This is a genomic window from Burkholderia territorii (assembly GCF_001718335.1).
GTDB classification, from domain to species: domain Bacteria; phylum Pseudomonadota; class Gammaproteobacteria; order Burkholderiales; family Burkholderiaceae; genus Burkholderia; species Burkholderia territorii.
In genome coordinates, this window is the sequence record NZ_CP013366.1 from 643,337 (window position 1) to 669,769 (window position 26,433).

27 protein-coding genes and 1 other RNA gene are annotated in these 26,433 nt (G+C 67.6%); 11 read left to right on the top strand and 17 right to left on the bottom strand.

Annotated elements, in window-relative coordinates; translation table 11 throughout:
• Positions 1-131 precede the first annotated feature (131 nt).
• The gene (locus WS51_RS13705; protein ID WP_069229318.1) at positions 132-1,049 is read right to left on the bottom strand and encodes a class II glutamine amidotransferase; all 918 of its coding nucleotides are present in this window, start codon (positions 1,047-1,049) and stop codon (positions 132-134) included.
• 205 nt (positions 1,050-1,254) lie between these two features.
• Here WS51_RS13705 and pyrC point away from each other — a divergent pair, with 205 nt between their 5' ends.
• The 3 genes from pyrC to rnpB all read left to right on the top strand — a co-directional run bounded on the left by pyrC (position 1,255) and on the right by rnpB (position 3,618).
• Positions 1,255-2,319 carry a dihydroorotase gene (gene pyrC, locus WS51_RS13710; protein WP_059506928.1) on the top strand — a complete coding sequence of 355 codons (1,065 nt, stop codon included), beginning with the start codon at positions 1,255-1,257 and terminating at the stop codon, positions 2,317-2,319.
• Complete coding sequence (locus tag WS51_RS13715; RefSeq protein WP_069229319.1) at positions 2,316-3,194, top strand: DUF3025 domain-containing protein; 879 nt, start codon at positions 2,316-2,318, stop codon at positions 3,192-3,194. The genes pyrC and WS51_RS13715 overlap by 4 nt, the downstream gene beginning before the upstream one ends.
• Positions 3,195-3,206: 12 nt before the next feature.
• An RNA gene (gene rnpB / locus WS51_RS13720) (RNase P RNA component class A) lies at positions 3,207-3,618 on the top strand.
• 70 nt (positions 3,619-3,688) lie between these two features.
• Here the strand turns inward: rnpB and WS51_RS13725 are convergent.
• Positions 3,689-4,153: an OsmC family protein gene (locus WS51_RS13725; RefSeq protein WP_081053242.1), complete on the bottom strand. Its 465-nt coding sequence runs from the start codon at positions 4,151-4,153 to the stop codon at positions 3,689-3,691.
• A gap of 437 nt (positions 4,154-4,590) precedes the next feature.
• Positions 4,591-4,896 carry a DUF1090 family protein gene (locus WS51_RS13730; protein WP_059451990.1) on the bottom strand — a complete coding sequence of 102 codons (306 nt, stop codon included), beginning with the start codon at positions 4,894-4,896 and terminating at the stop codon, positions 4,591-4,593.
• Between the two features lie 312 nt (positions 4,897-5,208).
• Here WS51_RS13730 and rplM point away from each other — a divergent pair, with 312 nt between their 5' ends.
• The 3 genes from rplM to erpA all read left to right on the top strand — a co-directional run bounded on the left by rplM (position 5,209) and on the right by erpA (position 6,620).
• A complete protein-coding gene (rplM, locus tag WS51_RS13735) occupies positions 5,209-5,637 on the top strand; it encodes a 50S ribosomal protein L13 (protein WP_009687896.1) in 429 nt (142 codons plus the stop codon).
• Positions 5,638-5,648: 11 nt separating this feature from the next.
• Entirely contained in the window at positions 5,649-6,041 is a 393-nt protein-coding gene (gene rpsI / locus WS51_RS13740) for a 30S ribosomal protein S9 (protein WP_011883283.1), read from the top strand.
• A 207-nt stretch (positions 6,042-6,248) separates the two neighbouring features.
• The gene (gene erpA / locus WS51_RS13745; protein ID WP_059451991.1) at positions 6,249-6,620 is read left to right on the top strand and encodes an iron-sulfur cluster insertion protein ErpA; all 372 of its coding nucleotides are present in this window, start codon (positions 6,249-6,251) and stop codon (positions 6,618-6,620) included.
• 105 nt (positions 6,621-6,725) lie between these two features.
• Here the strand turns inward: erpA and WS51_RS13750 are convergent, their stop codons facing one another.
• Positions 6,726-7,874 (bottom strand): anhydro-N-acetylmuramic acid kinase, encoded by a 1,149-nt coding sequence (locus WS51_RS13750; RefSeq protein ID WP_059451992.1) that lies wholly within the window; start codon positions 7,872-7,874, stop codon positions 6,726-6,728.
• 142 nt (positions 7,875-8,016) lie between these two features.
• On the opposite strand from WS51_RS13750, the gene tyrS reads away from it, so the two are divergent.
• Genes tyrS through WS51_RS13765 form a run of 3 tightly spaced genes read left to right on the top strand, consistent with a single transcriptional unit; the run spans position 8,017 to position 10,398 of the window.
• Entirely contained in the window at positions 8,017-9,258 is a 1,242-nt protein-coding gene (gene tyrS, locus WS51_RS13755) for a tyrosine--tRNA ligase (protein ID WP_059451993.1), read from the top strand.
• Positions 9,255-9,713 carry a D-aminoacyl-tRNA deacylase gene (dtd, locus tag WS51_RS13760; protein ID WP_069229320.1) on the top strand — a complete coding sequence of 153 codons (459 nt, stop codon included), beginning with the start codon at positions 9,255-9,257 and terminating at the stop codon, positions 9,711-9,713. The genes tyrS and dtd overlap by 4 nt, the downstream gene beginning before the upstream one ends.
• A 22-nt stretch (positions 9,714-9,735) precedes the next feature.
• Positions 9,736-10,398 (top strand): histidine phosphatase family protein, encoded by a 663-nt coding sequence (locus WS51_RS13765; RefSeq protein WP_059870111.1) that lies wholly within the window; start codon positions 9,736-9,738, stop codon positions 10,396-10,398.
• 248 nt (positions 10,399-10,646) lie between these two features.
• On the opposite strand, the gene WS51_RS13770 is transcribed toward WS51_RS13765, so the two are convergent.
• From WS51_RS13770 to WS51_RS13810, 9 genes are all read right to left on the bottom strand, one after another.
• The gene (locus WS51_RS13770; protein ID WP_069229321.1) at positions 10,647-11,600 is read right to left on the bottom strand and encodes an oxygenase MpaB family protein; all 954 of its coding nucleotides are present in this window, start codon (positions 11,598-11,600) and stop codon (positions 10,647-10,649) included.
• Between the two features lie 24 nt (positions 11,601-11,624).
• Complete coding sequence (gene ruvB / locus WS51_RS13775; protein ID WP_059451997.1) at positions 11,625-12,692, bottom strand: Holliday junction branch migration DNA helicase RuvB; 1,068 nt, start codon at positions 12,690-12,692, stop codon at positions 11,625-11,627.
• A 108-nt stretch (positions 12,693-12,800) separates the two neighbouring features.
• Complete coding sequence (gene ruvA / locus WS51_RS13780; RefSeq protein WP_059451998.1) at positions 12,801-13,382, bottom strand: Holliday junction branch migration protein RuvA; 582 nt, start codon at positions 13,380-13,382, stop codon at positions 12,801-12,803.
• A gap of 177 nt (positions 13,383-13,559) precedes the next feature.
• A complete protein-coding gene (gene ruvC / locus WS51_RS13785) occupies positions 13,560-14,102 on the bottom strand; it encodes a crossover junction endodeoxyribonuclease RuvC (RefSeq protein ID WP_059465409.1) in 543 nt (180 codons plus the stop codon).
• 151 nt (positions 14,103-14,253) lie between these two features.
• Positions 14,254-15,819: a bifunctional phosphoribosylaminoimidazolecarboxamide formyltransferase/IMP cyclohydrolase gene (gene purH / locus WS51_RS13790; RefSeq protein WP_059768388.1), complete on the bottom strand. Its 1,566-nt coding sequence runs from the start codon at positions 15,817-15,819 to the stop codon at positions 14,254-14,256.
• Positions 15,820-15,863: 44 nt separating this feature from the next.
• The gene (locus WS51_RS13795) at positions 15,864-16,097 is read right to left on the bottom strand and encodes a Fis family transcriptional regulator (RefSeq protein ID WP_006476892.1); all 234 of its coding nucleotides are present in this window, start codon (positions 16,095-16,097) and stop codon (positions 15,864-15,866) included.
• The gene (gene dusB / locus WS51_RS13800) at positions 16,094-17,161 is read right to left on the bottom strand and encodes a tRNA dihydrouridine synthase DusB (protein WP_059506935.1); all 1,068 of its coding nucleotides are present in this window, start codon (positions 17,159-17,161) and stop codon (positions 16,094-16,096) included. The genes WS51_RS13795 and dusB overlap by 4 nt, the downstream gene beginning before the upstream one ends.
• Before the next feature lie 143 nt (positions 17,162-17,304).
• Positions 17,305-18,492 (bottom strand): UbiH/UbiF/VisC/COQ6 family ubiquinone biosynthesis hydroxylase, encoded by a 1,188-nt coding sequence (locus WS51_RS13805; protein WP_059546876.1) that lies wholly within the window; start codon positions 18,490-18,492, stop codon positions 17,305-17,307.
• A 102-nt stretch (positions 18,493-18,594) separates the two neighbouring features.
• Complete coding sequence (locus WS51_RS13810; RefSeq protein WP_059546871.1) at positions 18,595-19,992, bottom strand: aminopeptidase P N-terminal domain-containing protein; 1,398 nt, start codon at positions 19,990-19,992, stop codon at positions 18,595-18,597.
• A gap of 185 nt (positions 19,993-20,177) precedes the next feature.
• Between WS51_RS13810 and WS51_RS13815 the strand changes: the two genes are divergently transcribed.
• On the top strand, positions 20,178-20,792 hold the full coding sequence (locus WS51_RS13815; protein ID WP_059452004.1) for a glutathione S-transferase family protein: 615 nt from the start codon (positions 20,178-20,180) through the stop codon (positions 20,790-20,792).
• A 91-nt stretch (positions 20,793-20,883) separates the two neighbouring features.
• Here the strand turns inward: WS51_RS13815 and WS51_RS13820 are convergent, their stop codons facing one another.
• The 4 genes from WS51_RS13820 to WS51_RS13835 form a co-directional block, all read right to left on the bottom strand.
• Positions 20,884-22,503 carry an FMN-binding glutamate synthase family protein gene (locus tag WS51_RS13820; RefSeq protein ID WP_069229322.1) on the bottom strand — a complete coding sequence of 540 codons (1,620 nt, stop codon included), beginning with the start codon at positions 22,501-22,503 and terminating at the stop codon, positions 20,884-20,886.
• A gap of 118 nt (positions 22,504-22,621) precedes the next feature.
• Entirely contained in the window at positions 22,622-23,782 is a 1,161-nt protein-coding gene (mnmA, locus tag WS51_RS13825; protein ID WP_059768394.1) for a tRNA 2-thiouridine(34) synthase MnmA, read from the bottom strand.
• Positions 23,779-24,288: an NUDIX hydrolase gene (locus WS51_RS13830; RefSeq protein WP_059452007.1), complete on the bottom strand. Its 510-nt coding sequence runs from the start codon at positions 24,286-24,288 to the stop codon at positions 23,779-23,781. Before WS51_RS13830 ends, mnmA begins: the two co-directional genes overlap by 4 nt.
• Before the next feature lie 187 nt (positions 24,289-24,475).
• On the bottom strand, positions 24,476-25,396 hold the full coding sequence (locus tag WS51_RS13835; RefSeq protein ID WP_069229323.1) for a LysR family transcriptional regulator: 921 nt from the start codon (positions 25,394-25,396) through the stop codon (positions 24,476-24,478).
• A gap of 78 nt (positions 25,397-25,474) precedes the next feature.
• Between WS51_RS13835 and WS51_RS13840 the strand changes: the two genes are divergently transcribed.
• Entirely contained in the window at positions 25,475-26,398 is a 924-nt protein-coding gene (locus WS51_RS13840; protein WP_069229324.1) for a carbon-nitrogen hydrolase family protein, read from the top strand.
• Positions 26,399-26,433 lie beyond the last annotated feature (35 nt).

The window sequence follows — 26,433 nt, forward strand, 5'->3', positions numbered from 1 at the left end:
GTGTATTTGATGGTGATCTGAATGAACCGTGAAACGCCGTGCGGCGAGACCTTGCTGCCGGCAATCGCCGGAGCGTGACGCTCGCGCACAAGCGGAAGGCGGGAAGGGCGGCGCCCGACGGCGCGGCGCGCTTAGAAGTCGATCTGGTCGTCGGCGTCGTCCGCGATGCCGGCCGCGACCGCCTCGCGTCGCACACCGCCGCACGGCGCGGACGCCGACGCATCGAGCGCCGGGTTGCGCAGCTTCTCGAGCACGCGCTCGGGCACCGGAATCTGCATCCGCGCGGCGACGTCGCCGCACTGGAACATGATCAGCTCGCCCGGCTCGAACGACGTCCAGATTTCGTTGTCGGTCAACGGCTGCGTGGCGATCACCGCGACGCGATCCTCGGGTGTCGTGTATTTCGCGAAGTCGATCGACAGGTCTTCGTCGACCAGATGGGCGGTCGAGAACGGCCAGCGCCGCACGAGGTAGTGCAGCCGCGTCGAACAGTGCGCGAAGAGCGCCTGGCCGTTCGACATCAGGAAGTTGAACACGCCGTGATCGGTGATGCGGCGCGTGAGCTCGCCGACGCGCTCGAACAGTTCCGGCAACGGCGGCTGCGCGCCGGGGAACGCTTCGCGCAGCCCCTGCATCAGCACGCAGAACGCCTTCTCGCTGTCGGTCGTGCCGACCGGGTGGTAGACGCTGCCGTCGAGATCGGGTTCGTAGTCCTGCAGATCGCCGTTATGCGCGAAGATCCAGTGCCGCCCCCACAGCTCGCGCATGAACGGGTGGCTGTTCTCGAGCAGGATGTGACCCTGCGTGGCCTTGCGGATGTGCGCGATCGTGTTCTTGGACTTGATCGGGTAGCGCTTCACCATTTCGGCGATCGGCGACGTGGCGGACGCCTGCTGGTCGATGAAGAGGCGGCAGGCCTTGTCCTCGAAGAACGCGATGCCCCAGCCGTCGGCATGGTGATCGGTGAGCCCGCCCCGGGCCGCGAAACCTGTGAAGGAGAATGTGACGTCCGTCGGCGCGGCGCAGTTCATTCCAAGAAGTTGGCACATTTTACTTGGGGGCGGGGGCGAAAGCTGGGAGTAACCAACCGGGTGAACCCCGGTACAATGTGGCTTCTAGCATATCACCGAGCCTTGAGCGGTAAAAAGCGGATTCCGCCGGCCGAAGGCCTCGTGTTGCGGTTTGCCGTCAGTCGGCCCGCGCACGCGCGTTCCGGCCCCGCAGATGGCCAGCCCGTTCCTCACGACGCCTCCTATGACTGCCTCGAACGCTTCCTCTCCGGCGACGCTCACGCTCGCCCGTCCCGACGACCTGCACCTGCACCTGCGCGACGGCGACATGCTGGCCGCGGTGCTGCCGCACACGGCACGCCAGTTCGCCCGCGCGATCGTCATGCCGAACCTGAAGCCGCCCGTCACGACCACCGCGCAAGCACAGGCCTACCGCGAGCGAATCCTGGCCGCGCTGCCGGCGGGCATGGCGTTCGAGCCGCTGATGACGCTGTACCTGACCGACAACACGGCGCCGGACGAAATTCGCCGCGCGCGCGACAGCGGCTTCGTGCATGGCGTGAAGCTGTATCCGGCAGGCGCGACGACGAACTCCGATCACGGCGTCAGCGATCTCGCTAAGTGCGCGAAGACGCTCGAGGTCATGCAGGAAACGGGCATGCCGCTGCTCGTGCACGGCGAGGTGACCGATCCGGCGATCGACATGTTCGATCGCGAAAAGGTGTTCATCGACCGCGTAATGACGCCGCTGCGCCGCGATTTCCCGGGCCTGAAGGTCGTGTTCGAGCACATCACGACGAAGGACGCGGCCGACTACGTGCGCGACGCCGACGCGGCGCCGGGCCTGCTCGGCGCGACGATCACGCCGCAGCACATGCTGTACAGCCGCAACGCGCTGTTCGTCGGCGGGATTCGCCCGCATTACTACTGCCTGCCGGTGCTGAAGCGCGAAACGCACCGCGTCGCGCTCGTCGAAGCCGCGACCTCGGGCAACCCGCGCTTCTTCCTCGGCACCGACAGCGCGCCGCACGCGCGCGGCGCGAAGGAAACCGCGTGCGGCTGCGCGGGCTGCTACACGGCGCTGCACGCGCTCGAACTGTATGCGGAAGCGTTCGACCAGGCCGGTGCGCTCGACAAGCTGGAGAACTTCGCGAGCCGCTTCGGCGCCGATTTCTACGGGCTGCCGCACAGCACCGAGTCGATCACGCTGCGCCGCGAGACCTGGGAACTGCCGCTCGAGGTGTTCGCGGGCGACACGCCGGTCGTGCCGCTGCGCGCCGGCGAAACGATCGGCTGGAAGTTCGCGTGACCGGCACGCCGCCGCGCGGAGCCGGCCCGACGGCCGGCGGCGGGGCGGCGGTATTCGCGCAGATCGACTGGGCGGCGCCATGGCTTGCGCCCTACGCGGCGCCCGGCTGTGCGCTGCAGGCGGCGGCGCTCGCGGGCGAGGGCGCGTTGCTCGACGCGTTGAACGGGGCGCTGCGCGGCGGTGAGCGGGCGAGCGGCCGGGGCCGGCCGCTGCGCTTCGTGCCGCAGGCGGAGCTGCCGCCGGGCGTCGCATACGAAACGCATATTGCCGACACGGGCGGCGTCCCGACCCGCCACAATCTTCACGACTTCTTCAATGCGCTCGTGTGGTTCGCTTATCCGCGCATCAAGGCCGCGCTGAACGCGCGCCAGGCCGCGGCGATCGACGCCGCGGGCGGCGTCGGTCCCGTGCGCGGCACGTTGCGCGATGCGCTCACGCTGTTCGACGAGAACGCCGCGCTGTTCGTGACGGCCGACCGCGCGCTTGCCGATGCGCTGCGCGGCTTCAACTGGCACCAGCTTCTGGTGGCGGCGCGCGACGCGTGGGGCACGCGCTGCGAGGCGCGGCTTGTCGGCCATGCGCTGCTCGAGAAGCTCGTCGCGCCGTACAAGTCCTGCACCGCGCACACGTGGATCGTCGAAGTGAGTGACGACTATTTCTCGTGGCCCGACGCGCAGCGTGCCGCGCATGTCGACGAGCGGATCGCCGCGGAGCTCGCGACCCGCGACCTGACGAGCCGCGATTTCGCGCCGCTCCCGGTGCTCGGCGTGCCGGGCTGGTGCGACGCGAATGCCGCACCCGCGTTCTACGACGATCCGGCGGTTTTCCGCAGCGGCCGCCGTTCGCGCGCTGCCGGCGGCGGCGCGCAGTGCTAGAATGCGCGTCGCAAAGCAGGCCAGGCAGTCGCGGCCTCGCCGCCTTCGGGCAGGCGGGGGCGAGGAAAGTCCGGACTCCACAGGGCAGGGTGATGGCTAACGGCCATCCGTGGCGACACGCGGAACAGGGCAACAGAAAGCAAACCGCCGATGGCCCGGCGCAAGCCGGGATCAGGTAAGGGTGAAACGGTGCGGTAAGAGCGCACCGCGGCGACGGCGACGTCCGCCGGCACGGTAACCTCCACCCGGAGCAATTCCAAGTAGGCAGGCGCGCATTTTCGGATGCAGGACGGGGCCCCCGTCTCGTCTGCGGGTAGGAAGCTTGAGCGCGTCAGCAATGGCGCGCCTAGAGGAATGGCTGCCACGCGCGGTGCGCTTCGGCGTGCAGCGTGCACAGAATCCGGCTTATCGGCCTGCTTTGCCGCTCGAATGCGAAAGGGCCGGCGCTCCATGAGGAGCGCCGGCCCTTTTTTTCATGCATGGCCGACTGGCTGTCAGACCGCGACGATGTCGAACGAATGCGTGAGTTCGGCCGTCTTCGCGATCATGATCGATGCGGAGCAGTACTTGTCGTGCGACAGGTTGATCGCGCGCTCGACCGTGGCCGGGTTCAGGTTGCGGCCCGTGACGGTGAAGTGGAAGTGGACCTTCGTGAACACCTTCGGATCCTCGCTCGCGCGTTCGGCCTTCAGCGTGACCGAGCAGCCGGTGACTTCCTGGCGGCTCTTCTTCAGGATCAGCACGACGTCGTACGCGGTGCAGCCGCCGGTGCCGACCAGCACCATTTCCATCGGGCGCGGCGCGAGATTGTGTCCGCCGCCTTCCGGCGCGCCGTCCATCGCGACGAGGTGCCCGCTCCCGGTCTGGGCGGAAAACGCCATGCCGTCCTGACCCATCCAGCTTACTTTGCATTCCATGCTTGCACTCCAGCGTTGCCTGATTCGAATTCGATCACGCATTGTAGCCCGCAGCGCAACGGTCGGCTGATGCGCTGCACGACATGCAACGTCGCGCCGCCGCACGCGGCGCGTCGCGCGTCGATTTCCCTGCTGTTTTTAGGGGTTTTGCTCTAGGTGCGATGGACTGCTGCCCGCGGTTTTGATTTCTAAGTATTTGATTTTAATGAAGAAGTCCTCTTTGGTGAGTGACATCCCCTTCGTTCCACATTGTGGGTATAGATTTCGCAATGCAAATTTTCTTGTGAAACCGTCAGCTCATTCGTATAATGAGCCTCATTGGTTGTCGCGCTGCGGCAACCTCCGCATGTCTCCTCCACCCTCCTCCTAAGGTGGATTAAGCCCGAACCAGCCGTTCGGGCTTTTTTTCGTCCCATGCAAGCATCGGCGCGCGGTTTGCGCGTTCCGATGCCTGTCGTGACGCGTTGCCGTGACGTCGTCTACGCGGGTTGTCGTGCGGCCGTTTGCGATGCCTCGCCGGTTGGCCTGGCGGTCGAACCGGCGGCCGTGGGCGGGACCTGCGCGGCCGATGCGTGGCCATGGCCGCGCGCGCAGAAATGGCGGACGCGTTCGCGTACCGCGCGCAGGCGGGCCACGCGATCCTCGGCATGGGCGTCGCGCGCGTCGGCAATGCGGGCGTCGAGTGCGTCGAGCTTTGCCTCGCAGCCGGCCCGGGCAGCGACGGCAGGCGTCGCTGCCGCCAGCAATGCGGCCGCGAGAAAGGGCGTAAGTCGTTGTTTCATCATGCTCGTTTGTTGTTTTTCCGTTGTCGGCCGGTCGGGCGCGGCAAGGTCGGGTGCCGCGCGTCGATGGGTGCCTCCCCGGGCGCTCGGTTCGCCCGGGATATCGGGGCACGACCGAATTTTGGCCCATTTCACGCGTCGCCGGCACGGGGCGTGGATTCTTTTTGACCGAGCTCCCGTATTTCCTTTATAATTCAGGGCTTTTCCGCATTCATGCCCACGGAAAAAGAACAGGGAGAGCCTGCACCGCGCCTCGAAGCGCACACAGACAAGCAGGAAGAACACATCGGGCAAAGCATTTTTTTTGGATCGATCATGAAGACGTTTTCCGCAAAAGCCCATGAGGTGACGCGCGAATGGTACGTGATTGACGCGACGGATAAGGTTCTCGGCCGTGTTGCCAGCGAAGTGGCACGCCGTCTGCGCGGCAAGCACAAGCCTGAGTTCACCCCGCACGTCGACACTGGTGATTTCATCATCATCATCAACGCAAGCAAGTTGAAGGTCACGGGCAACAAGACTCTGGACAAGAAGTACTACCGTCACTCGGGCTACCCGGGCGGCATCTATGAAACGACGTTCGGCAAGATGCAGGAACGCTTCCCGGGCCGCGCGCTCGAGAAGGCGGTCAAGGGCATGCTGCCGAAGGGCCCGCTCGGCTACGCGATGATCAAGAAGCTGAAGGTCTACGCTGAAGCGACGCATCCGCACTCGGCTCAACAGCCGAAGGCGCTCGAGATCTAAGGGGAGCCCACATGATCGGTAACTGGAACTACGGCACGGGCCGCCGCAAGAGCGCAGTCGCACGTGTCTTCATCAAGGCTGGCAAGGGCGACATCATCGTCAACGGCAAGCCCATCGCTGACTACTTCTCGCGCGAAACGTCGCTGATGATCGTGCGTCAACCGCTGGAACTCACGAACCACGGCCAGACGTTCGACATCAAGGTGAACGTGAACGGCGGCGGCGAAACGGGTCAGGCAGGCGCAGTGCGCCACGGCATCACCCGCGCGCTGATCGACTACGATGCGACGCTGAAGCCGTCGCTGTCGAACGCAGGCTTCGTCACGCGCGATGCACGTGAAGTCGAGCGTAAGAAGGTTGGTCTGCGCAAGGCACGTCGCGCAAAGCAGTTCTCGAAGCGTTAATTCCGCTTCATGGCCGCGCCGCTTTCGGGCGGCGTCCGCCGGAAAAACCGCCAGCATTCGCGCTGGCGGTTTTTTTATGCCCGCGCGGCGGCGTCCCGCGGGCCGTTTCCTTTACTGAAATCAACAAGAACCTATTGATTTCATGGACATCAGCACGATCTTCTGATCGGCCCTACAATAGCGGCTAAAGCTTTTTGGAGAGTTCGCATGAACGCTGTTACCGAATCCGCAGCAACGACCACCGAAATGCCGGTACCGTTCGTCTTCACCGACGCCGCGGCCGACAAGGTCAAGCAACTGATCGACGAAGAGGGCAATCCCGACCTGAAGCTGCGCGTATTCGTGCAGGGTGGCGGCTGCTCGGGCTTCCAGTATGGCTTCACGTTCGACGAGGAAGTCAACGAGGACGACACCGTGATGAACAAGAACGGCGTCCAGCTCCTGATCGACTCGATGAGCTACCAGTACCTGGTCGGCGCCGAGATCGACTACAAGGACGACCTCAACGGCGCCCAGTTCGTGATCAAGAACCCGAACGCAACGACCACCTGCGGGTGCGGCTCGTCGTTCTCTGTCTGAGCGCACGACAAATCCTGTCCGGTTCGCCGGAGTGAAAAACGGGGCTTCATGCCCCGTTTTTTATGCCTGCGCGCGGCCTGCGTCTCGTCGCGTCCCGGCCGGCCATCAGCGCGGATAAAGCGCGCCCAGCACGCGCGCGTCCGCGGCGCCCGTCACGCTCGCGAGGTTGCCGGGCTGGCGCGCGGTGAAGCGATATGCGAGCCACGCGAACGCGAGCGCTTCGACCTGTTGCGGCGGCACGCCGAGCGCCGCGGTCGTCTCCACCGTCGCCGGCACGCCGGCCTCGCGCAGCGCATTCGCGAGCGCGGCGAGCAGCACCGGATTGCGGGCACCGCCGCCGCACACGAACACGGCCTTGCAATCCGCTGCATGCTGCGCGACTTCGCGGGCGACCGAGACGGCGGTGAGCGCCGTCAGCGTGGCCTGCACGTGTTCCGGCGCGAGCTGCGCGAACCCGGCGAGCTTCGCGTCGAGCCACGCCGGATTGAACAGGTCGCGGCCGGTGCTTTTCGGCGGCGGCGCGGCGAAGTACGGCTCGTCGAGCAGCGCGTCGAGCAGCGGCGCGTGCACGGTGCCGCGTGCGGCGAACTTGCCGCCGTCGTCGTACGGCTTGCCGAGATGGCGCGTCGCCCATGCGTCGAGCAGTGCGTTCGCGGGCCCGCAATCGAAGCCGCGCACGTCGCCGCCATTGCCGGGCAGGATCGTGATGTTGCTGATGCCGCCGAGGTTGCAGACGACCCGCGTCTCGCCCGGCGCGCCGAAGATCGTTGCGTGGAACGCCGGCGCGAGCGGCGCGCCGTGGCCGCCGGCCGCGACGTCGCGGCTGCGGAAATCGGCGATCACGTCGATGTGGGCAAGCTCCGCGAGCAGGGCCGGATTGTTGAGCTGGCGCGTGTAGCCGCGCTCGGGACGATGTCGGACCGTCTGGCCATGCACGCCGATCGCGCGCACCTCGTCGCGCGACAGGCCGGCGGTGCGCTGCAACTCGTGACAGCACACCGCGTAGCGCGCGACGAGCGCGTTCGCCGCGACCGATTCGCGGTCGATCTCGTTGTCGCCGGGCTGCTGCAGCGCGAACAGCGCATCGCGCAGCGATTGCGCGAAGCCGACGAACGCTTCCGCGAGCACGACCGGCGCGCGGCCGGTCTCGAAACGCACGGCGACGCCGTCGACGCCGTCCATGCTGGTTCCCGACATCAGCCCGAAGTAAATGCCGTCGGCCGGATGGGCGGGTTGCGGATGTCGTTGCGGCACGTTGGGTTCTCCTGGATCGAGCGGCGCGGGCCGGTGCCGCGCGCCTTGCGCCCGATTATCCGCGCAACCTGACGCATCGTTAAGCGATGCACGCGCAAGTTATGGGAAAATCCCTGTCTTTGCGACATTCTTCCCGGCACCGATGAGCACCGAACCCAGTTCCAAGCCTGTTTTCCCGATTACCGACGAAGTCCGCCATGCGCTCGCCGTCACGAAGCGCGGCGTCGACGAGCTGCTGATCGAGGAAGAGTTCGCGCAGAAGCTCGCGCGCAGCGCGGCTACCGGCACGCCGCTGCGCATCAAGCTCGGCCTCGATCCGACCGCGCCCGACATTCACATCGGCCATACGGTCGTGCTGAACAAGATGCGCCAGCTGCAGGATCTCGGCCACACCGTGATCTTCCTGATCGGCGACTTCACGTCGCTGATCGGCGACCCGTCGGGCCGCAACGCGACGCGCCCGCCGCTCACGCGCGAGCAGATCGAGTCGAACGCGAAGACCTACTTCGAACAGGCCGCGCTCGTGCTCGATCGCGCCAAGACCGAAATTCGCTACAACAGCGAATGGTCGATGCCGCTCGGCGCGGACGGGATGATCAAGCTCGCGTCGCGCTACACGGTCGCGCGGATCCTCGAGCGCGAGGATTTCACGAAGCGCTTCCAGAGCGGCGTGCCGATCTCGATCCATGAATTCCTGTATCCGCTGATGCAGGGTTACGACTCGGTCGCGCTGAACGCCGACCTCGAACTCGGCGGCACCGACCAGAAGTTCAACCTGCTCGTCGGCCGCGAACTGCAGAAGCAGTACGGCCAGGAACAGCAGTGCATCCTGACGATGCCGCTGCTCGAAGGCCTCGACGGCGTCGAGAAGATGTCGAAGTCGAAGGGCAACTACGTCGGCATCAGCGAGAAGCCGAACGACATGTTCGGCAAGCTGATGAGCATCTCGGACACGCTGATGTGGCGTTACTTCGAGCTGCTGTCGTTCCGCGGCCTCGACGAAATCGCCGGTTTCAAGCGCGAGGCCGAAGGCGGCCGCAATCCGCGCGACTTCAAGGTGCTGCTCGCACAGGAAATCGTCGCGCGCTTCCACTCGCAGGCCGACGCCGAGCGCGCGCTGGAAGACTTCAATCACCGCGCGAAGGGCGGCGTGCCGGACGACATCCCGTCGGTCACGCTCGCGGGCGCGCCGCTCGCGATCGGCCAGTTGCTGAAGCAGGCGGGCCTCGTGCCGTCGACGAGCGAAGCGCTGCGCAACATCGAACAGGGCGGCGTGAAGATCGATGGCGCGACGGTGTCCGACAAGGGCCTGAAGGTCGAAGCCGGCGAGTTCGTCGTGCAGGTCGGCAAACGTCGCTTCGCGCGCGTCACGCTGACCGCATGATCGCGCTGATCCAGCGCGTGAAGCGCGCCGACGTGCGCGTCGGCGACCGCACGACGGGCGAGATCGGCGCGGGGCTGCTCGCGCTCGTCTGCGCGCAACGTGGCGACACCGAGGCCGCGGCCGACAAGCTGCTCGCGAAGCTGCTCGGCTATCGCGTGTTCAGCGACGCGGCGGGCAAGATGAATCTGCCGGTGTCGAACATCGACGGCATGGGCGGTGCCGGCGGCCTGCTGCTCGTGTCGCAGTTCACGCTCGCGGCCGATACCAACAGCGGGCTGCGGCCGAGCTTCACGCCGGCCGCGCCGCCCGACGAAGGCGCGCGCCTGTTCGACTATTTCGTCGCGGCCGCGCGTGCGCGTCATCCGATCGTCGAGACCGGCGAGTTCGGCGCCGACATGCAGGTGTCGCTCGTCAACGACGGCCCCGTGACGTTCTGGCTGCAAGTGCGGCCCTGACTTTCCCCGGAGACGCGCCGCGATGGCCACCACGCAGATTCTCTTCATTCGTCATGGCGAGACGGCCTGGAACCGCATCAAGCGCATCCAGGGCCATATCGACATTCCGCTGGCCGATACCGGGCTCGCGCAGGCGCAGCGGCTGGCCGCGCGGCTCGCGCGGGAAGCGCATGAAGGGCAGCGGCTCGACGCGATCTATTCGAGCGACCTGATGCGTGCGCAGCAGACCGCGCAACCCTTTGCCGATGCGCTCGGGCTGCCGCTGCGGTTGCGCGAAGGGCTGCGCGAACGCGCGTACGGCGTATTCCAGGGGCATGACAGCACCGAGATCGAGACGCTGTTTCCGGACGCGTACGCCGCATGGCAGACGCGCGACCCGGGTTTTGCGCCAGACGGCGGCGAGTCGCAGCGCGCGTTCTATCATCGCGTGCTGCATGCGCTCGAGCCGATCGTCGCCGCGCATCCGGGCGGGCGGATTGCATGCGTCGCGCACGGCGGCGTGCTCGATTGCGTGTATCGCTTTGCAAACGGCCTCGACCTGTCGGCGCCGCGCAGCTATCCACTGCTGAATACCAGCATCAACGTTGTCGATTACGTCGATGGCCGTGCGCAGGTCGTGCAATGGGCCGACGTATCGCATCTGGATGCCGCGAGCGACGACGACGGGTATCGCAAGGTACTTTGATGTGTTCATGCCGGTCTCCCCGGCATGAGCGGGCGGCGCCGCCTTCCCGGTGCGGCCTGGTGCGGCAGCGCGTGGCGGCCTGTCTGGAAGTTGAGCGCGTACGCGATCTTCCCGGGCTGTCGGCCGCGATTGGCCGGCGCGGTGCGTCGCATTCTCCTTTGGTGTACTTCTTCCCCACCCTTGATTGCATCGGTGCGGCCGTCACGGGAGTCCGACGGCGAATCGAAATGATCCCAAGAAGTGGATCGTCAGGCGGATGGGGCGCCGTCGGGCGGCGTCGCGGTGGCACGGCGGCGTGCGCGTTTCGATGCGCCGTTGACGAGCGCCCAGCGCAGCACGGGCGCGACCGCCCTGACACCGGGCCGTACCACCGCGCGCCGCAGCGGCGCGAACGTCGACACACCGAGCATGCGCTGCCCCCAGTGCGGCAGCAGGTCGATGCCCGCATGCATGATCAGTGACGCGGCCGGCCGCAGCGCGGGCGTCGAGATCGGCACGTTGAGCAGGACGTCCATGACGGCGAAGGTGCGCGGCCCTGCTTCGAGCTCGGGCCGCATCCGCGTGAAATACGCCGCGACTTCCGCACGCGAACGGGGCACGTCCCGGGCGCCGAGCAATTCGGCGATCAATGCCGTTTCAGCGTAGTAGCCATCCTGCAGTTCGCCAGACAGCGACGGGTTCACGTAGCGCAAATGGGCGGCGAGGAAGCTCGATACTTCCGCGACGTGCACCCAGGTCAGCAACGCCGGATCGTCGGCCCGGTAAGGCCGGCCATCGGGCGCGGTACCCGATACGCGTGCGTGGATCGTTTTTACGCGCTCGATCAGCGCGAGTGCGTCCGCCCGACTGCCGAACGTCGTGCCCGTGATGAACGTGGCGGTGCGTCGCAAGCGGCCGAGGATGTCGGTGCGAAACGACGAGTGATCCCAGACGCCCGCCAGCGCGAGCGGATGGAGCGCCTGCAGCAGCAGCGCGGCAATGCCGCCCGTCATCATCGACGTGAAATCGGCATGCACGCGCCAGCAGATGGCGTCCGGGCCGAACAGCCCCGGGTCTCCGGGAGGCGACGACAGGTCGATCGACGGACCGCCGCCGCCGGTCGTCAGGTGCGTGATGCCGGCCACGAGCCGCTTGCGGATCGGTTCGACCCAGCGCGGGCCCGGCGTGGGCGTGGCGGGGTGCGGGCCGGGCGGCGTGGTCATGGCAGTCGTGGCGCGGGCGGGCGGTTACTTCCCGTCGGCGGCGTCCCACATTCCGCGTTCGGTGCTGCCGGCATCGGGCGCCGAGAGGCCGAAGTGGCGGTACGTGAGCAGCGTCGCGACGCGCCCGCGCGGTGTGCGCTGCAGGAAGCCCTGCTGGATCAGGTACGGCTCGAGCACGTCCTCGATCGTGTCGCGCTCCTCGCCGATCGCCGCGGCGAGGTTGTCGATGCCGACCGGGCCGCCGTCGAACTTGTGCAGGATCGCCTCGAGCAGCTTGCGGTCCATCAGGTCGAAGCCGACCGGATCGACGTCGAGCATCGCGAGCGCGGCGTCGGCCACGGCCGCGGTGATCTGGCCGTCGGCCTTCACTTCCGCATAGTCGCGCACGCGGCGCAGCAGCCGGTTCGCGATCCGGGGCGTGCCGCGCGAGCGCTTCGCGATTTCCAGCGCGCCGTTCGGATCGATCTGCGCATTCAGCAGCGACGCCGAGCGTCGCACGATGCGCGACAGTTGGTCGGCATCGTAGAACTCGAGGCGCGCGACGATCCCGAAGCGATCGCGCAGCGGGTTGGTCAGCATCCCCGCCCGCGTGGTCGCGCCGACCAGCGTGAACGGCTGCAAGTCGAGCTTCACGCTGCGTGCGGCCGGCCCTTCGCCGATCATGATGTCGATTTGGTAATCCTCCAGCGCCGGATACAGGATTTCCTCGACGACCGGCGACAGCCGGTGGATTTCGTCGATGAACAGGACGTCGTTCGCTTCGAGGTTGGTCAGCAGCGCGGCGAGATCGCCCGCGCGCTCCAGCACGGGTCCCGACGTCTGGCGCAGGTTCACGCCCATCTCGCGCGCGATGATGTGCGCGAGGGTGGTCTTGCCGAGGCCCGGCGGCCCGAACAGCAGCACGTGGTCGAGCGGCTCGGAGCGGCGCTTCGCGGCCTCGATGAAGATCTCGAGCTGGCCGCGCACCTTTTCCTGGCCGACGTAGTCGTCGAGCTGGCGCGGCCGCAGCGCGCGTTCGAACACCTCCTCGTGCGACGAGGCGGGCGTGGCGGCGATGATCCGCTCGGCGGCGAGTTTGTCGGTTTCAATCATGCGGCCATTGTACCGCGCGCGCTCACGCGGTCGAACTGGCCGAACGGCCGACTGGCGCGCGCCCCACGGCGGCGCGACACTGGCTCCGACAGCCGGCTCGGGCGGGCGTTACGCCTTCGACAGTGCCTTGAGCGCGAGCTTGATGCCTTCGGACACGCCGGTGCCGGCCGGCACGTTCTTGATCGCGGCGAGGCCTTCCTTTTCCGAGTAGCCGAGCGCGAGCAGCGCGTTGAGGATGTCGGTCGCGTGGTCGGACTGGGATGCGGCGCCGGCGAGCGCACCGAGGTCCGCGCCGAGCTTGCCCTTCAGCTCGAGCAACAGGCGCTCGGCGGTTTTCTTGCCGATGCCGGGCAGGCGCGTGAGACGCGCGGCGTCCTGCATCGTCACCGCCTGCGCAAGCTCCTGCACGCTCATGCCGGACAGCACGGCCAGCGCCATGCGCGCGCCGATACCGGTGATCTTCAGCAGTTCGCGGAAGGTCGTGCGCTCCTGCGGCGTCAGGAAGCCGTACAGCAGGTGCGCGTCCTCGCGCACGATCTGCTGGGTGAGCAGCACGACACGCTCGCCCGTCTGCGGCAGGTTGTAGAAAGTGCTCATCGGCACGTCGATCTCGTAGCCGACGCCGTTGCAGTCGACGAGCAGGTGGGGCGGGTTCTTTTCGAGCAGGATGCCGGCGATGCGACCGATCATGGATGGCGGGAAGCGAGGAAGAAAGCGCGAGTGTAGCGCAGGTGCGGCGCGATGCCGATGGATTGGCCGTCACGGCGGGGCAACGCGACTCGGCGCGCATGCGTGGCCCAGGGCGATCGGGCGGGCAGGGGGCGCACGCGCACTGCGCGTAGTGCCGTCGACGTACGTGCCGTCGCGTCAGCCGACGAGCCGTCCGCGCCGCACCCGCAGCCCCTTTTTCGCGAGCGCCGGCGCGAGGCCGCTGATCGTGCCGAGCGTATTGCCGCTGTGCGCGTGGCAGATCGCCATCCCGAGCGCGTCGGCCGCGTCGCTGCCGGGCTGGCCCGTGAGATTGAGCAGCCGCGTGACCATCTCCTGCATCTGCGACTTGGTCGCGCGGCCGTAACCGACGACGGCCTGCTTCAGTTGCAGCGCGGTGTATTCGGCCACCGGCAAGCCGCCGGCGACGAGCCCGCAGATCGCGGCGCCGCGCGCCTGGCCGAGCAGCAGTGTCGACTGCGGGTTCACGTTGACGAACACCTGCTCGATCGCGGCCTGGTCGGGCGCGTGTTCGCGCACGAGCGTCGATACACCCTGGAAGATCGTGCCGAGCCGGGTCGCCAGGTCGGCCGTTGGCGTGCGGATCACGCCGCTTGCGACATAGGCGAGCCGGTGGCCGCTGACGTCGATGATGCCGAAACCCGTGACGCGCAGGCCGGGGTCGATGCCGAGAATTCGCATGAGTGAGGAGAAAAACCTGATGCAGCGATACTACAACGAATGGTGTACGGCGCCGGCCGCACGGTGGCGCGCGCGGGCGCCGCGCAATAAAAAACCCGGCGGGTGTGATGCCGCCGGGTTTTCATGCAGCGGCCGCGCGGGCCGCGTGCGATCAGTGACGGAAGTGACGCACGCCCGTCAGAACCATCGCGATGCCGTGCTCGTCGGCCGCGGCGATCACTTCGTCGTCGCGCATCGAGCCGCCCGGCTGGATCACGCAGGTCGCGCCTGCCGCCACGACGACGTCGAGACCGTCGCGGAACGGGAAGAACGCATCCGACGCGACAGCCGAGCCGGCCAGCGTGAGGCCCGCGTTCTGTGCCTTGATGCTCGCGATGCGCGCGGAATCGACGCGGCTCATCTGCCCGGCGCCGACGCCGAGCGTCATGCCGTTGCCGCAGAACACGATCGCGTTCGACTTCACGTACTTCGCGACGCGCCATGCGAACAGCAGGTCGTTCATTTCCTTCGCGGTCGGTTGACGCTTCGTGACGACGCGCAGCTCGCTCGGCTGCACGTTCTTCGAATCGAGCGATTGCACGAGCAGGCCGCCGCCCACGCGCTTCAGGTCGAACGCGTTATGACCGTCGCCCAGCGCGATTTCGAGCAGGCGCACGTTCTGCTTGGCCGCGAACACCTGCTTTGCGGCGTCCGAGAACGACGGCGCGATCAGCACTTCGACGAACTGCTTCGCGACCGCCTGCGCGGCCGTCTCGTCGACTTCGCGGTTGAACGCGATGATGCCGCCGAACGCCGACGTCGGGTCGGTCTGGAATGCCTTCGCATACGCGTCGGCGGAGTCGTTGCCGACCGCGACGCCGCACGGGTTCGCATGCTTGATGATCACGCAGGCCGGCGCGTCGAACGTCTTCACGCATTCCCACGCCGCGTCCGAATCCGCGATGTTGTTGTACGACAGTTCCTTGCCCTGCAGCTGGCGGTAGTTCGCCAGCGCGCCGGCCGGCGTCGCGATGTCGCGGTAGAACGCCGCGCTCTGGTGCGGGTTTTCGCCGTAGCGCAGGTCCTGCACCTTGTCGAACGCCATGTTCAGCGTGGCCGGGTATGCGCTGCGCGACGCGTGCTGCAGCTCGTCGGTCAGGCTCGTCAGGTAGTTCGTGATCGCGCCGTCGTATTGCGCGGTGTGCGCGAACACTTTCGTCGCGAGGCGGAAATTGGTCGCGTAGCCGACCGCGTTGCCGTTCGCCTTCATTTCGTCGAGCACGACCGCGTAGTCGGCCGGATCGACGACGACCGTCACGTCGCGGTGGTTCTTCGCGGCCGAGCGCAGCATCGTCGGGCCGCCGATGTCGATGTTCTCGATCGCGTCGGCGAGCGTGCAGTCGTCCTTCGCGATCGTCGCAACGAACGGATACAGGTTCACGACCAGCAGGTCGATCGTCGGGATGCCGTGCTGCTCGAGCGCCTGCATGTGCTCGGGCAGGTCGCGGCGCGCCAGGATGCCGCCGTGCACCTTCGGGTGGAGCGTCTTCACGCGCCCATCGAGCATTTCCGGAAAGCCCGTGTAGTCGGCCACTTCGGTAACGGGCAGGCCGGCGTCGGCGAGCAGTTTTGCGGTGCCGCCGGTCGACAGCAGCTTGACGCCGAGGTCGGACAGCGACTTCGCGAAGTCGACGATGCCGGTCTTGTCGGAAACGGAAATGAGCGCTTGCTTGATCATGATGGAACCACCAATAGCCAGGGAAACGGGGACGGGACGGCCGCCTACAGCAGGCCATGCTGCTGCAGCTTCTTGCGCAGCGTATTGCGATTGATGCCGAGGTACTCCGCGGCGAGCGACTGGTTGCCGCCGGCCTGTACGAGCACGACCTCGAGCATCGGCTTTTCGACGCAGGACATCACCATTTCGTAGACGTCGTGCGGATTGGAGCCGTCTAGATCCCGGAAATACACGTCCAGGCTCTCGCGGACACATTGTTCGATGTTGTGCTTGCTCATGCTGCTAACTGGTTATGGTCGTCCGACTCGCCCTGGCCGTTTTCCTCTTCGTCATCGACGTAGACGAGGTGGTCCGACAGCGCCTTTTGCGCCTCGAAGAATGCGTTGACGGCGGCGAGCTGCTCGCGGGTGGAATCGAGCGTGTTCATCCTGTGCCGGAACCCGTTGGCACCGGAAAGGCCGCGAGTGTACCAGCCGATGTGCTTGCGCGCAGTACGGACGCCCGTGAATTCACCATAGAACGCGTAGTGGTCTTCCAGGTGTTCGTTCATCACGTGCTGGATCTCGTCGATCCGCGGCGGGGGCAGCAGCTCGCCGGTTTGCAGGAAATGATCGATTTCACGGAACAGCCACGGTCGGCCTTGCGCGGCGCGACCGATCATCAGTGCGTCGGCGCCGGTTGCGTCGAGCACGGCCTTCGCTTTTGCCGGCGACGTGATGTCGCCGTTCGCGACGACCGGGATGCGCACGGCGGCCTTGACGGCCGCGATGGTGTCGTATTCCGCGTCGCCGCGGTAGAGGTCGGCGCGCGTTCGGCCGTGCACGGTCAGCATCGAGATGCCGGCCGCTTCGGCCAGGCGCGCGACCGTGACCGCGTTCTTGTGCTCGCGATCCCAGCCGGTGCGGATCTTCAGCGTGACGGGCACCGCATCCGGGCCCGTGCCGACCGCCGCGACGACGGCCTCGACGATTCGCTGCACGAGCGGCTCGTTCTGCAGCAGCGCGGAGCCGGCCGCGACGTTGCAGACCTTCTTCGCCGGGCAGCCCATGTTGATGTCGATGATCTGCGCGCCGTTGTCGACGTTGTAGCGGGCGGCTTCGGCCATCATCGCCGGATCGGCGCCGGCGATCTGCACCGCGATCGGCTCGACTTCGCCTTCGTGGTTCGCGCGCCGCATCGTCTTCGCGCTCTTCCACAGCTGCGCATTCGACGCGACCATCTCGGACACGGCGTATCCGGCCCCCAGCCGCTTGCACAGCTGGCGGAACGGACGATCCGTCACGCCGGCCATCGGGGCGACGAACAGGTTGTTACGCAATACGTGAGAGCCGATAACGGGCATCGCAATGGCACCGCCCGCGGGCGCCGGGCGTCGCGGGCAAAAAAGGGCGGAGGGAAAACGCGCATTTTACCGTATTCCCATGCCCCGCCGATTTGACCCGGTTTGCATCGCCTGACGGCGCGCAACGCGCACCGCGCCGCGCGTCAGCTGCGCTGGCCGAACATCATCTGGCGCGCGATCGCCTTCTTGAGCGGCGGTACGAATTCGAGCGCGGTGAGCGCCGCGCCGCGCAGCAGCGGGAGGGGGCCGGCGTCGACCGTGAACAGCCGCGCGAGCGTGTCGGTCGCGCCGATCGTGAAGCGCCGGTCGAGCGCGCGCCGCGCGTTGAAGGTGGCAAGTGCGGTTGGTTCGAAGCCCTGGGCGGACAGCGCGTCGACGAGCGTGTGCGCGTCGCGCAGCCCCAGGTTGAGCCCTTGGCCTGCGACCGGGTGCAGCGTTTGCGCGGCATTGCCGACGATCGCGATGCGACCGTTGACGAGCGTTTGCGCCGCGCTCAGTCCCAGCGGAAACGATGCGCGCCCCGCGATCGCGACGAACCGGCCCATCCGCTCGCCGAAGGCAGCGCCGAGTTCGCGCAGGAACGCGTCGTCGGGAAGGGCCGCGCGGCGGGCCGCCTCGTCGGGCGCGCAGCACCACACGAGCGAATATTCGGCCTGGCGCGGACCGCCGAGCGGCAGCAGCGCGAGCGGGCCTTCGTGCGTGAAGCGTTCCCATGCAACGTTCGGGCGCGGCGCCGAGACCGTGACCGTGCCGACGATCGCGGTCTGACCGTAGTCGCGGTGATGCTTGCCGGTATCGGCCTGCCGTTCGTGGAACAACCCGCCTTCGGCATTGATGACGAGGCGCGCGCGCAGCGTGCGCTCGCCTTGCGGGCCGTCGAGCGTCAGCGTGACGCCGTCGGCGTCCTGTCGCGGCGTGCGGGCGGTGGTCGACGTGAGCCAGTCGATGCGCGTGCCGCGCACCGCCTGCGCGAGGGCCTGCACGATCGAGCCGTAGCGCACGACGTAGCCGAGGGCGGCCAGGTCGTGCTCGTCGCGATCGATCAGCGTGCGGCCGAAATGGCCGCGCTGCGACACGTGGATGTGCTCGATCGGCGTTGCGTCGCCCGGCCATCCGAGCGTGTCGAGCAGCACGCGGCTGCCATGCGACACGGCGATCGCACGCGGGTCGTTCGCGCTCGCGGCCGGTTCGCGCGCGTCGATCAGCGCGATCGACGCGTGCTGCGTCGCGCTGCGTCGGGCGAGCCAGCCGGCGAGCGCGAGCCCGACGGGGCCCGCGCCGACGATGGCGAGATCGTAGTCCGGCGTGGCCGGGGAGGAAGCGGTCGTCATCAGTGTTCGTGAAACGGGGTAACGGTCAACGGCGAATCAACGGCGAATCAACGGCGAACCGAAGGTGGCGCGACAGCGGCGCGATGGCAACTTGCGGGCCGCTCACGCACCGTGCGCCGCGCCCGCGCGCATCAGCGCCTCGATCTCGGCGGCCGCCACCGGCACGTCGCGCGTGATCAGCTCGCAACCGTGCTCGCGCACGATCGCGTCGTCCTCGATGCGAATGCCGATGTTCCAGTACTCGGGCGGCACGTCGTCGGCTGCCCGCACGTACAGGCCAGGCTCGACGGTCAGCGTCATGCCGGGCTTGAGCGTGCGCCACGGCAACGCGCCGTCGGCATCGCGCGCGGCGAGCCGCTCGCGATAGTCGCCGCAATCGTGCACGTCCATCCCGAGCCAGTGGCCGGTGCGATGCATGTAGAAGCGTGCGTACGCGCGCTCGGCGATCACGTCGTCGACGTTCGAGAAGCGCGACTTCGGGATGATGCCCGTATCGAGCAGCCCTTGCGCCAGTACGCGCACGGCCGCGTCGTGCGGCACCTCGAACGGTACGCCCGCGCGCGTCGCGTCGATCGCGGCCTGCTGCGCGGCGAGCACGATGTCGTACAGCGTGCGCTGCGCGGCGGAGAAGCGCCCGTTGGCCGGGAACGTGCGCGTGATGTCCGACGCGTAGCCGTCGAGTTCACACGCGGCGTCGATCAGGATCAGGTCGCCGTCCCGCGCGGTCGCGTTGCCGGCCGGGTAATGGAGCACGCACGCGTTCGCGCCCGCCGCGACGATCGACCCGTACGCCGGCGCCTGCGCGCCATGCTTGCGGAACATGTACAGCAGCTCGGCCTCGAGTTCGTACTCGCGGATCCCCGGGCGGCACACCTGCATCGCGCGGCGATGCGCGAGCGCGGAGATGTGCGCGGCACGCATCATGATCGCGAGTTCGTGTTCGTCCTTCACGAGCCGCATGTCGTCGAGCAGCGGCGTGAGGTCGAGCAGCGCGTCGGGCGCGGCGACGCCCGTGCGTGCCTGCGCGCGCACCGCGTCGATCCAGCCGGCGAGCTGGCGGTCGAACTCGGCCGACGCGCCGAACCGGTAGTGCACGGTGCCCGCATCGGCGAGCAGGCGCGGCATTTCGGTGTCGATCACGTCGACCGCGTAGGCCGCGTCGAAGCCGAACGCATCGCGCGCGGCCTCGGGCCCGTAATGGAAGCCTTCCCAGATCTCGCGGTCGGCATTCTTCGCGCGGCAGAACAGGATCGATTCCGGCGCGCCGTGCGACCCGGCCGCGTTCAGCACGAGCATGGCATCCGGCTCGGTGAAGCCCGTCAGGTAGTGGAAGTAGCTGTCATGCCGGTACGGGAAAGCCGTATCGCGGTTGCGCAGCATTTCCGGCGCGGTCGGGACGATGGCGACGCCGCCGCCCGCGGCGCGCAGTGCGGCAAGCACGCGTTCGCGGCGCTGGCGGTAGACGTCGACGGCGATGGCGGTATCGAGGGGCGCATTCATCGTGCGATTGTAGCGCCGCCGGGCGCCGCGCGTGAGAGGCGTGGCCGCAAGCCGCGCCGAACGGCGCTCGCCGACGGCTGTTGCAAACCATCCACAGGCCGGACGGGCAGATTTTCTACCCGGTCGCGCCGCCCGGTTATGATCGGCGACAACGTATACTCTCGGCGGTTCCCTTAAAAAGGCAGATGATGAAATTAATCGGTTCGCTCAGCAGCCCGTACGTCCGAAAGGCGCGGATCGTGCTTGCTGAAAAGAAGATCGACTACAAGCTGGAGCTCGAGAACGTGTGGGCGCCGGACACCGACATTCATGCGTCGAATCCGCTCGGCAAGGTCCCGTGTCTCGTGATGGAGGATGGTGCCGCGGTGTTCGATTCCCGCGTGATCTGCGAATACGTCGACACGCTGTCGCCGGTCGGCAAGCTGATTCCGCCGTCGGGGCGCGAACGTGTCGAAGTGCGTTGCTGGGAAGCGCTGGGCGACGGCGTGCTGGATGCGGCCGTGGCGATTCGTCTCGAATACACGCTGCGCGACGAAGCGCAGCGCAGCGCGAGCTGGATCGCGCGTCAGCAACGCAAGATCGACGACGCGCTCGTCGCGATGTCGCAGGGCCTCGGCGGCAAGACGTGGTGCGTCGGTAATCATTACACGCTCGCCGATATCGCACTCGGCTGCGCGCTCGGCTATCTGGACTTCCGGATGCCCGAACTCAACTGGCGCGATCGCCATCCGAACCTCGACAAGCATTTCGCGAAGCTGTCGCAGCGGCAGACGTTCGTCGACACGCTGCCGCAAGGTTGAGCGGCCGCCGGCGGCGGATCTGGCAGACGAAGAAAAAGCGCCCCGCGGGGCGCTTTTCTTTATGCGAGACGCGGCGGCGCGCGATCGCGCGTTATTCGATCGATGCGTAAACGGTTTCGCCGAGCACGAACGAATCGCTGCGCGCGATCGGCCACCACTTGTCGTACAGCGTATAGCCGCAGGTCTGGCCGTCGAGCAGCGCGCCCGGCTTCAGGTACTTCAGCAATTGCGACATCAGCCGCACCTCGTGCGGCGCGACGCGCTGCACGATGTGATGCGCGCGCAACTCCGACGGATGGCCGAGGCCGGCCGCCTGCACGAGTTCCTGCAGCGCATGCAGCGTGTTGCGGTGGAAGTTGTACACGCGTTCGGCCTTGTCGGGCACGACGATGGCGCGCTGGCGCACCGGATCCTGCGTGGCGACGCCGGTCGGGCAGCGGTCGGTGTGGCAGTGCTGCGCCTGGATGCAGCCGACCGCGAACATGAAGCCGCGCGCCGAGTTCACCCAGTCCGCGCCGATCGCGAGCGTGCGCGCGATGTCGAACGCGGTGATGATCTTGCCGCTCGCGCCGATCTTCACGCGGTCGCGCACGCCGATCCCGACGAGCGTGTTGTGCACGAGCAGCAGCCCTTCCTGCAGCGGCACGCCGACGTGGTCGGTGAATTCGAGCGGCGCCGCGCCGGTGCCGCCTTCCGCGCCGTCGACGACGATGAAGTCCGGCACGATGCCCGTCTCGATCATCGCCTTCGCGATCCCGAAGAATTCCCACGGATGGCCGATACACAGCTTGAAGCCGGTCGGCTTGCCGCCCGACAGCGTGCGCAGCCGTTCGACGAATTCGAGCAGGCCGCGCGGTGTCGAGAATTCCGAGTGTGTCGCGGGCGAGATGCAGTCCTTGCCCATCGGCACGCCGCGCGTCTCGGCGATCTCGGGCGTGATCTTCGCGGCCGGCAGCACGCCGCCGTGGCCCGGCTTCGCGCCTTGCGACAGCTTGATCTCGATCATCTTCACCTGCGGATCGGCCGCCTGCTTCGCGAACGTGTCCGGGTTGAACGTGCCGTCGTCGTTGCGGCAGCCGAAGTAGCCGGACGCGATTTCCCAGATGATGTCGCCGCCGTGCTCGCGGTGGTACTTCGACAGCGAGCCTTCGCCGGTGTCGTGCGCGAAGCCGCCTTTCTTCGCGCCGAGGTTCAGCGAGCGGATCGCATTCGCGGACAGCGAGCCGAAGCTCATCGCCGAGATGTTGAAGATCGAAATGTCGTACGGCTGCGCGCGACTCGCGCCGACCCGGATCCGGAAGTCGTGGCTCGGCAGTTTGGTCGGCGCGAGCGAGTGGCTGATCCACTCGTGCGCGACGGCCTTCACGTTCAGCTCGGTGCCGTACGGGCGGTTGTCGGCGACGTTCTTCGCGCGCTGATAGACGAGGCTGCGCTGCGCGCGCGAGAACGGCTTCTCGTCGGTGTCGTCCTCGACGAAATACTGGCGGATCTCGGGGCGGATGAACTCGAACAGGAACCGGAAATGGCCCCAGAGCGGATAATTGCGCAGGATCGCGTGACGATCCTGGTTCAGGTCGTACAGGCCGACGGCGACGAGCACGACGGGGATGACGATCCACAACCAGGAAAGCACGTGGAGCGATGCGAGGGCAGCCGCCGCAACGAGCAGCAGCACGGCGCACCACATCGCGAGGTAGCGTCTGGAAAGCATGGGGACTCCGTAAGAATCTTGAAATGCCGCCATGCGTACGCTGCGCGGCGGCGCACCGGCCGCGGCGGAATCGTGTTCCGCCGGGCGCGGCGTGCCGCAAGTCTAAACCGAATGGTTGTCAGCGTGCTTCGGCGAGCACGCCTTGGGCGACTGCCGGCGCCGTCTGGCCGGGCTGGCCGGTGGCCGCGAACTCGATGATGCCGCCGCCGAGGCAGATCTCGCCGTCGTACAGCACGGCCGACTGGCCGGGCGTGACCGCCCATTGCGGGTCGTCGAACGCGAGCGAGAAGTGCTCGCCGTCGGCTTGGCCGACCGCGGCCCGACCGAACGTGCACGCCGCATCGGCCTGCCGGTAGCGCGTCTTCGCCCCGCACGAGAAGCCTTCGGCCGGCGGCTCGCCCGCGACCCAGCTCACGTTGCCGGCGACGAGCTCGCGCGACAGCAGCCATGGATGATCGTGGCCCTGCACGACGTACAGCGTGTTCGACGCGATGTCCTTCGCCGCGACGAACCACGGGTCGCCGTTGCCGTCCTTGCTGCCGCCGAGGCCGATGCCCTTGCGCTGGCCGAACGTGTAGAACGCGAGGCCGATGTGTTCGCCGACCACCTTGCCGTCGGGCGTCTTCATCGGGCCGGGTTTCGTCGGAAGATAGCGGTTCAGGAAGTCGCGGAACGGCCGTTCGCCGATGAAGCAGATGCCGGTCGAATCCTTCTTCTTCGCGTTCGGCAAGCCGATCTGCGCGGCGATCTCGCGCACTTTGGTTTTCGGGATCTCGCCGAGCGGGAACATCGTCTTCGACAGCTGCGCCTGGTTCAGCCGGTGCAGGAAGTACGACTGGTCTTTCGTATGATCGAAAGCCTTCAGCAGTTCGAAGCGACCGTCGCGCTCGCGCACGCGCGCGTAGTGGCCGGTCGCGATCATTTCCGCGTCGAGCGACATCGCGTGGTCGAGGAACGCCTTGAACTTGATCTCGGCGTTGCACAGCACGTCGGGGTTCGGCGTGCGGCCGGCCGAGTATTCGCGCAGGAATTCGGCGAACACGCGGTCCTTGTATTCGGCCGCGAAGTTCACGGCTTCCACGTCGATGCCGATCAGGTCGGCCACCGACACCACGTCGATCCAGTCCTGGCGCGTCGAGCAGTATTCGCCGTCGTCGTCGTCTTCCCAGTTCTTCATGAACAGGCCGACCACGTCGTAACCCTGTTCCTTCAGCAGCCACGCGGTCACCGACGAATCGACGCCGCCCGACATGCCCACTACCACACGGCGCTTGCTCATTTGTTTACCGCCTGACGGTCGAATGCCTCCGGGCGCGGCGCGACCGAATGCGTGTGCACGAAATCGAGCGGAATGCGCCGCCCGGCGAGATAGTCGTCGACGCAGCGCATCACCGCCGGCGAGCGATGGCGCTCGCTGCACGCGCGCAGCTCGTCGGCGCTCATCCACAGCACGCGGACGATGCCGTCGTCGAGCAGGTGGCCCGGCAGCGGCTCGCCGGCCGTGCCGCAGAACGTGAAGCGCAGGTAGGTCGCGCCGGCGCTGCCCGGGCGCTCGTAGTGCGCGAGATAGACGCCGACGAGCGCGTGGGGCACGAACGGATGCGCGGTTTCCTCGAGCGTCTCGCGGATCACGGCGTCGGCGAGCGTCTCGCCAGCCTCGAGATGGCCGGCCGGCTGGTTGATGCGCAGGCCCGTCGAGGTTTCTTCCTCGATCACGAGAAAGCGACCGGCACGCTCGACGAGCGCCGCGACGGTCACATGCGGGGTCCAGATTTCGGGTTTCATGGTTCGGCATTTTACCGGTTGCGCCCGGACGCTGCCGGCCGGCAGGTTGAACGGATCCGACCCCGATCGGTCTTGCGGAGGTGACGCGCGCCCGGCGCCCGGCGCCCGTGGTGCGCATGGGCGGCGCCGCGAGGTCCGATCCGCGCCGGCCGGAATGACGGTCACCAGTGGAATCGCATCTCGTTCATCACGGAGTGACGATGGTCGCGACGCAGGCGGCGATCGTGTCGCGCACGCGCATGATCGCCGGGTCGCGCTGTGTGCTCGTGCGCCAGCCGATTTCCACCGGGTAGCGCGGCAACTCGACCGGGCACGCCAGCGCGCGCAGCGACGTCGACTGCGCGATCGCGCGAGCCGCGTGCGCCGGAATCGTCGCCACCGCGTCGGAGCCCGCGAGCAGGTAGGGCAGCGCCGCGAAATGCGTGGTCGACGCCGCGACGCGTCGCTTGTGACCGAGTGCGGCCAGCGCTTCGTCGACGATCCCGATCACGCCGCCCGACGACACGAGCAGGTGATCGCGCTGCACGAAATCGGCAAGCGCGAGCGCGTGCGGCTCTTGCGCGCGGCCGGACGGATCGATCAGGCACGCGTAGCCGCCCGTCGCGACTGCGCGTCGGCTGAGCCCGTTTGCCGAGAAACCGCCCGACGCGATCGCGAGATCGACGCCGTGCCGCAGCAGCGCGTCGCCCGCGATACCGCTGTGCGTCTGCCGAAAGATCAGCCGGATGCCCGTGGCTTCGCGTGCGACCGCGTCGATCAGCGCGCGGCCGAGCGCGATCTCGAAGTCGTCCGACAGCCCGATCGCGATCGTGCGGCCGACCCGTTCGCCGCCGTCCGCCGCGATCGCGAGGCTGGCGCGACAGCGGTCCAGCGCATCGGACAGGATCGGCTTCAGTTCGTCCGCGCGCGGCGTCGGCGCGAGCCCGCGGCCGGTGCGCGCGAACAGCGGATCGGCATAAATCACGCGCAGCCGCGCGAGCGCCGCGCTGACCGCCGATTGCGTGAGGCCGAGCCGCAACGCCGCGCGGCTCGCGCCGCCTTCCTCGTACAGCGCCTCGAACACCTTCAGCAGGTTCAGGTCGAGCCCTGCGATATCATCCACATTCATATCAGTTATCGTTTTATCGATTTGATCGATGAAATGATATCGACAAAGATGGCGTCTCCACTCATCGGAGACGCCTTCATGTCCACTTCAGTCATCGCCGCGCTGCAGATCGGCGCATCGCCCGTCGGCACGCGCGCCACGCTCGACACGATCCTCGGCTACGAAGCCGCGATCCGCGACAGCGGTGCGTCGCTCGTCGTGCTGCCCGAGGCCGTGCTCGGCGGCTATCCGAAAGGCGAGATCTTCGGCACGCGGCTCGGCTACCGGCTTCCCGAGGGCCGTGACGCGTACGCGCGCTACGCCGCGCAGGCGATCGACGTGCCGGGCCCCGAGACCGACGAACTGGCCGCGCTGTCGCAGCGCACCGGCGCGAGCCTCGTGGTCGGCGCGATCGAGCGGGGCGGCAGCACGCTGTACTGCACCGCGCTGTTCTTCGATCCGCGCGACGGGCTCGTCGCGAAGCACCGCAAGCTGATGCCGACCGGCACCGAACGGCTGATCTGGGGGCAGGGCGACGGCTCGACGCTGCCGGTGGTCGACACGGCGGCGGGTCGCGCGGGTGCCGCGATCTGCTGGGAGAACCACATGCCGCTGCTGCGCTGCGCGATGTATGCAAAAGGCGTGCAGATCTGGTGCGCGCCGACCGTGGACGAACGCGACCTGTGGCAAAGCTCGATGCGGCACATCGCGCACGAAGGGCGCTGCTTCGTCGTGAGCGCGTGCCAGGTGCAGCCGTCGCCGCGCGCGCTTGGCATCGACGTGCCGGGCTGGGATCCCGAGCGGCCGCTGATCCGCGGCGGCAGCGTGATCGTCGGGCCGCTCGGCGACCTGCTCACGGAGCCGCTCATCGGCGAGGCCGGGCTCGTGACCGCGCGCATCGATACGGACGAGCTCGTGCGGGCGCGTTACGACTTCGACGTGGTCGGACACTACGCGCGCGCCGACGTGTTTTCGCTGCACGTCGACGAGCGGCCGAAGCGATCGGTGGTGTTCGGGGAATGACGGGCGCTGCCGGGGCGCGGGCGCCCCGGCACGCG

Coding starts and splice junctions, on each gene's coding strand:
- WS51_RS13765 (WP_059870111.1), top strand. CDS start 9,736: ATGGCCACCACGCAGATTCTCTTCATTCGTCATGGCGAGACGGCCTGG.
- WS51_RS13795 (WP_006476892.1), bottom strand. CDS start 16,097: ATGAGCAAGCACAACATCGAACAATGTGTCCGCGAGAGCCTGGACGTG.
- rplM (WP_009687896.1), top strand. CDS start 5,209: ATGAAGACGTTTTCCGCAAAAGCCCATGAGGTGACGCGCGAATGGTAC.
- WS51_RS13705 (WP_069229318.1), bottom strand. CDS start 1,049: ATGTGCCAACTTCTTGGAATGAACTGCGCCGCGCCGACGGACGTCACA.
- tyrS (WP_059451993.1), top strand. CDS start 8,017: ATGAGCACCGAACCCAGTTCCAAGCCTGTTTTCCCGATTACCGACGAA.
- WS51_RS13815 (WP_059452004.1), top strand. CDS start 20,178: ATGATGAAATTAATCGGTTCGCTCAGCAGCCCGTACGTCCGAAAGGCG.
- WS51_RS13770 (WP_069229321.1), bottom strand. CDS start 11,600: ATGACCACGCCGCCCGGCCCGCACCCCGCCACGCCCACGCCGGGCCCG.
- ruvC (WP_059465409.1), bottom strand. CDS start 14,102: ATGCGAATTCTCGGCATCGACCCCGGCCTGCGCGTCACGGGTTTCGGC.
- WS51_RS13840 (WP_069229324.1), top strand. CDS start 25,475: ATGTCCACTTCAGTCATCGCCGCGCTGCAGATCGGCGCATCGCCCGTC.
- dusB (WP_059506935.1), bottom strand. CDS start 17,161: ATGCCCGTTATCGGCTCTCACGTATTGCGTAACAACCTGTTCGTCGCC.
- WS51_RS13805 (WP_059546876.1), bottom strand. CDS start 18,492: ATGACGACCGCTTCCTCCCCGGCCACGCCGGACTACGATCTCGCCATC.
- WS51_RS13820 (WP_069229322.1), bottom strand. CDS start 22,503: ATGCTTTCCAGACGCTACCTCGCGATGTGGTGCGCCGTGCTGCTGCTC.
- pyrC (WP_059506928.1), top strand. CDS start 1,255: ATGACTGCCTCGAACGCTTCCTCTCCGGCGACGCTCACGCTCGCCCGT.
- dtd (WP_069229320.1), top strand. CDS start 9,255: ATGATCGCGCTGATCCAGCGCGTGAAGCGCGCCGACGTGCGCGTCGGC.
- WS51_RS13810 (WP_059546871.1), bottom strand. CDS start 19,992: ATGAATGCGCCCCTCGATACCGCCATCGCCGTCGACGTCTACCGCCAG.
- rpsI (WP_011883283.1), top strand. CDS start 5,649: ATGATCGGTAACTGGAACTACGGCACGGGCCGCCGCAAGAGCGCAGTC.
- WS51_RS13830 (WP_059452007.1), bottom strand. CDS start 24,288: ATGAAACCCGAAATCTGGACCCCGCATGTGACCGTCGCGGCGCTCGTC.
- WS51_RS13835 (WP_069229323.1), bottom strand. CDS start 25,396: ATGAATGTGGATGATATCGCAGGGCTCGACCTGAACCTGCTGAAGGTG.
- WS51_RS13725 (WP_081053242.1), bottom strand. CDS start 4,153: ATGCGTGATCGAATTCGAATCAGGCAACGCTGGAGTGCAAGCATGGAA.
- mnmA (WP_059768394.1), bottom strand. CDS start 23,782: ATGAGCAAGCGCCGTGTGGTAGTGGGCATGTCGGGCGGCGTCGATTCG.
- purH (WP_059768388.1), bottom strand. CDS start 15,819: ATGATCAAGCAAGCGCTCATTTCCGTTTCCGACAAGACCGGCATCGTC.
- ruvA (WP_059451998.1), bottom strand. CDS start 13,382: ATGATCGGTCGCATCGCCGGCATCCTGCTCGAAAAGAACCCGCCCCAC.
- erpA (WP_059451991.1), top strand. CDS start 6,249: ATGAACGCTGTTACCGAATCCGCAGCAACGACCACCGAAATGCCGGTA.
- ruvB (WP_059451997.1), bottom strand. CDS start 12,692: ATGATTGAAACCGACAAACTCGCCGCCGAGCGGATCATCGCCGCCACG.
- WS51_RS13730 (WP_059451990.1), bottom strand. CDS start 4,896: ATGATGAAACAACGACTTACGCCCTTTCTCGCGGCCGCATTGCTGGCG.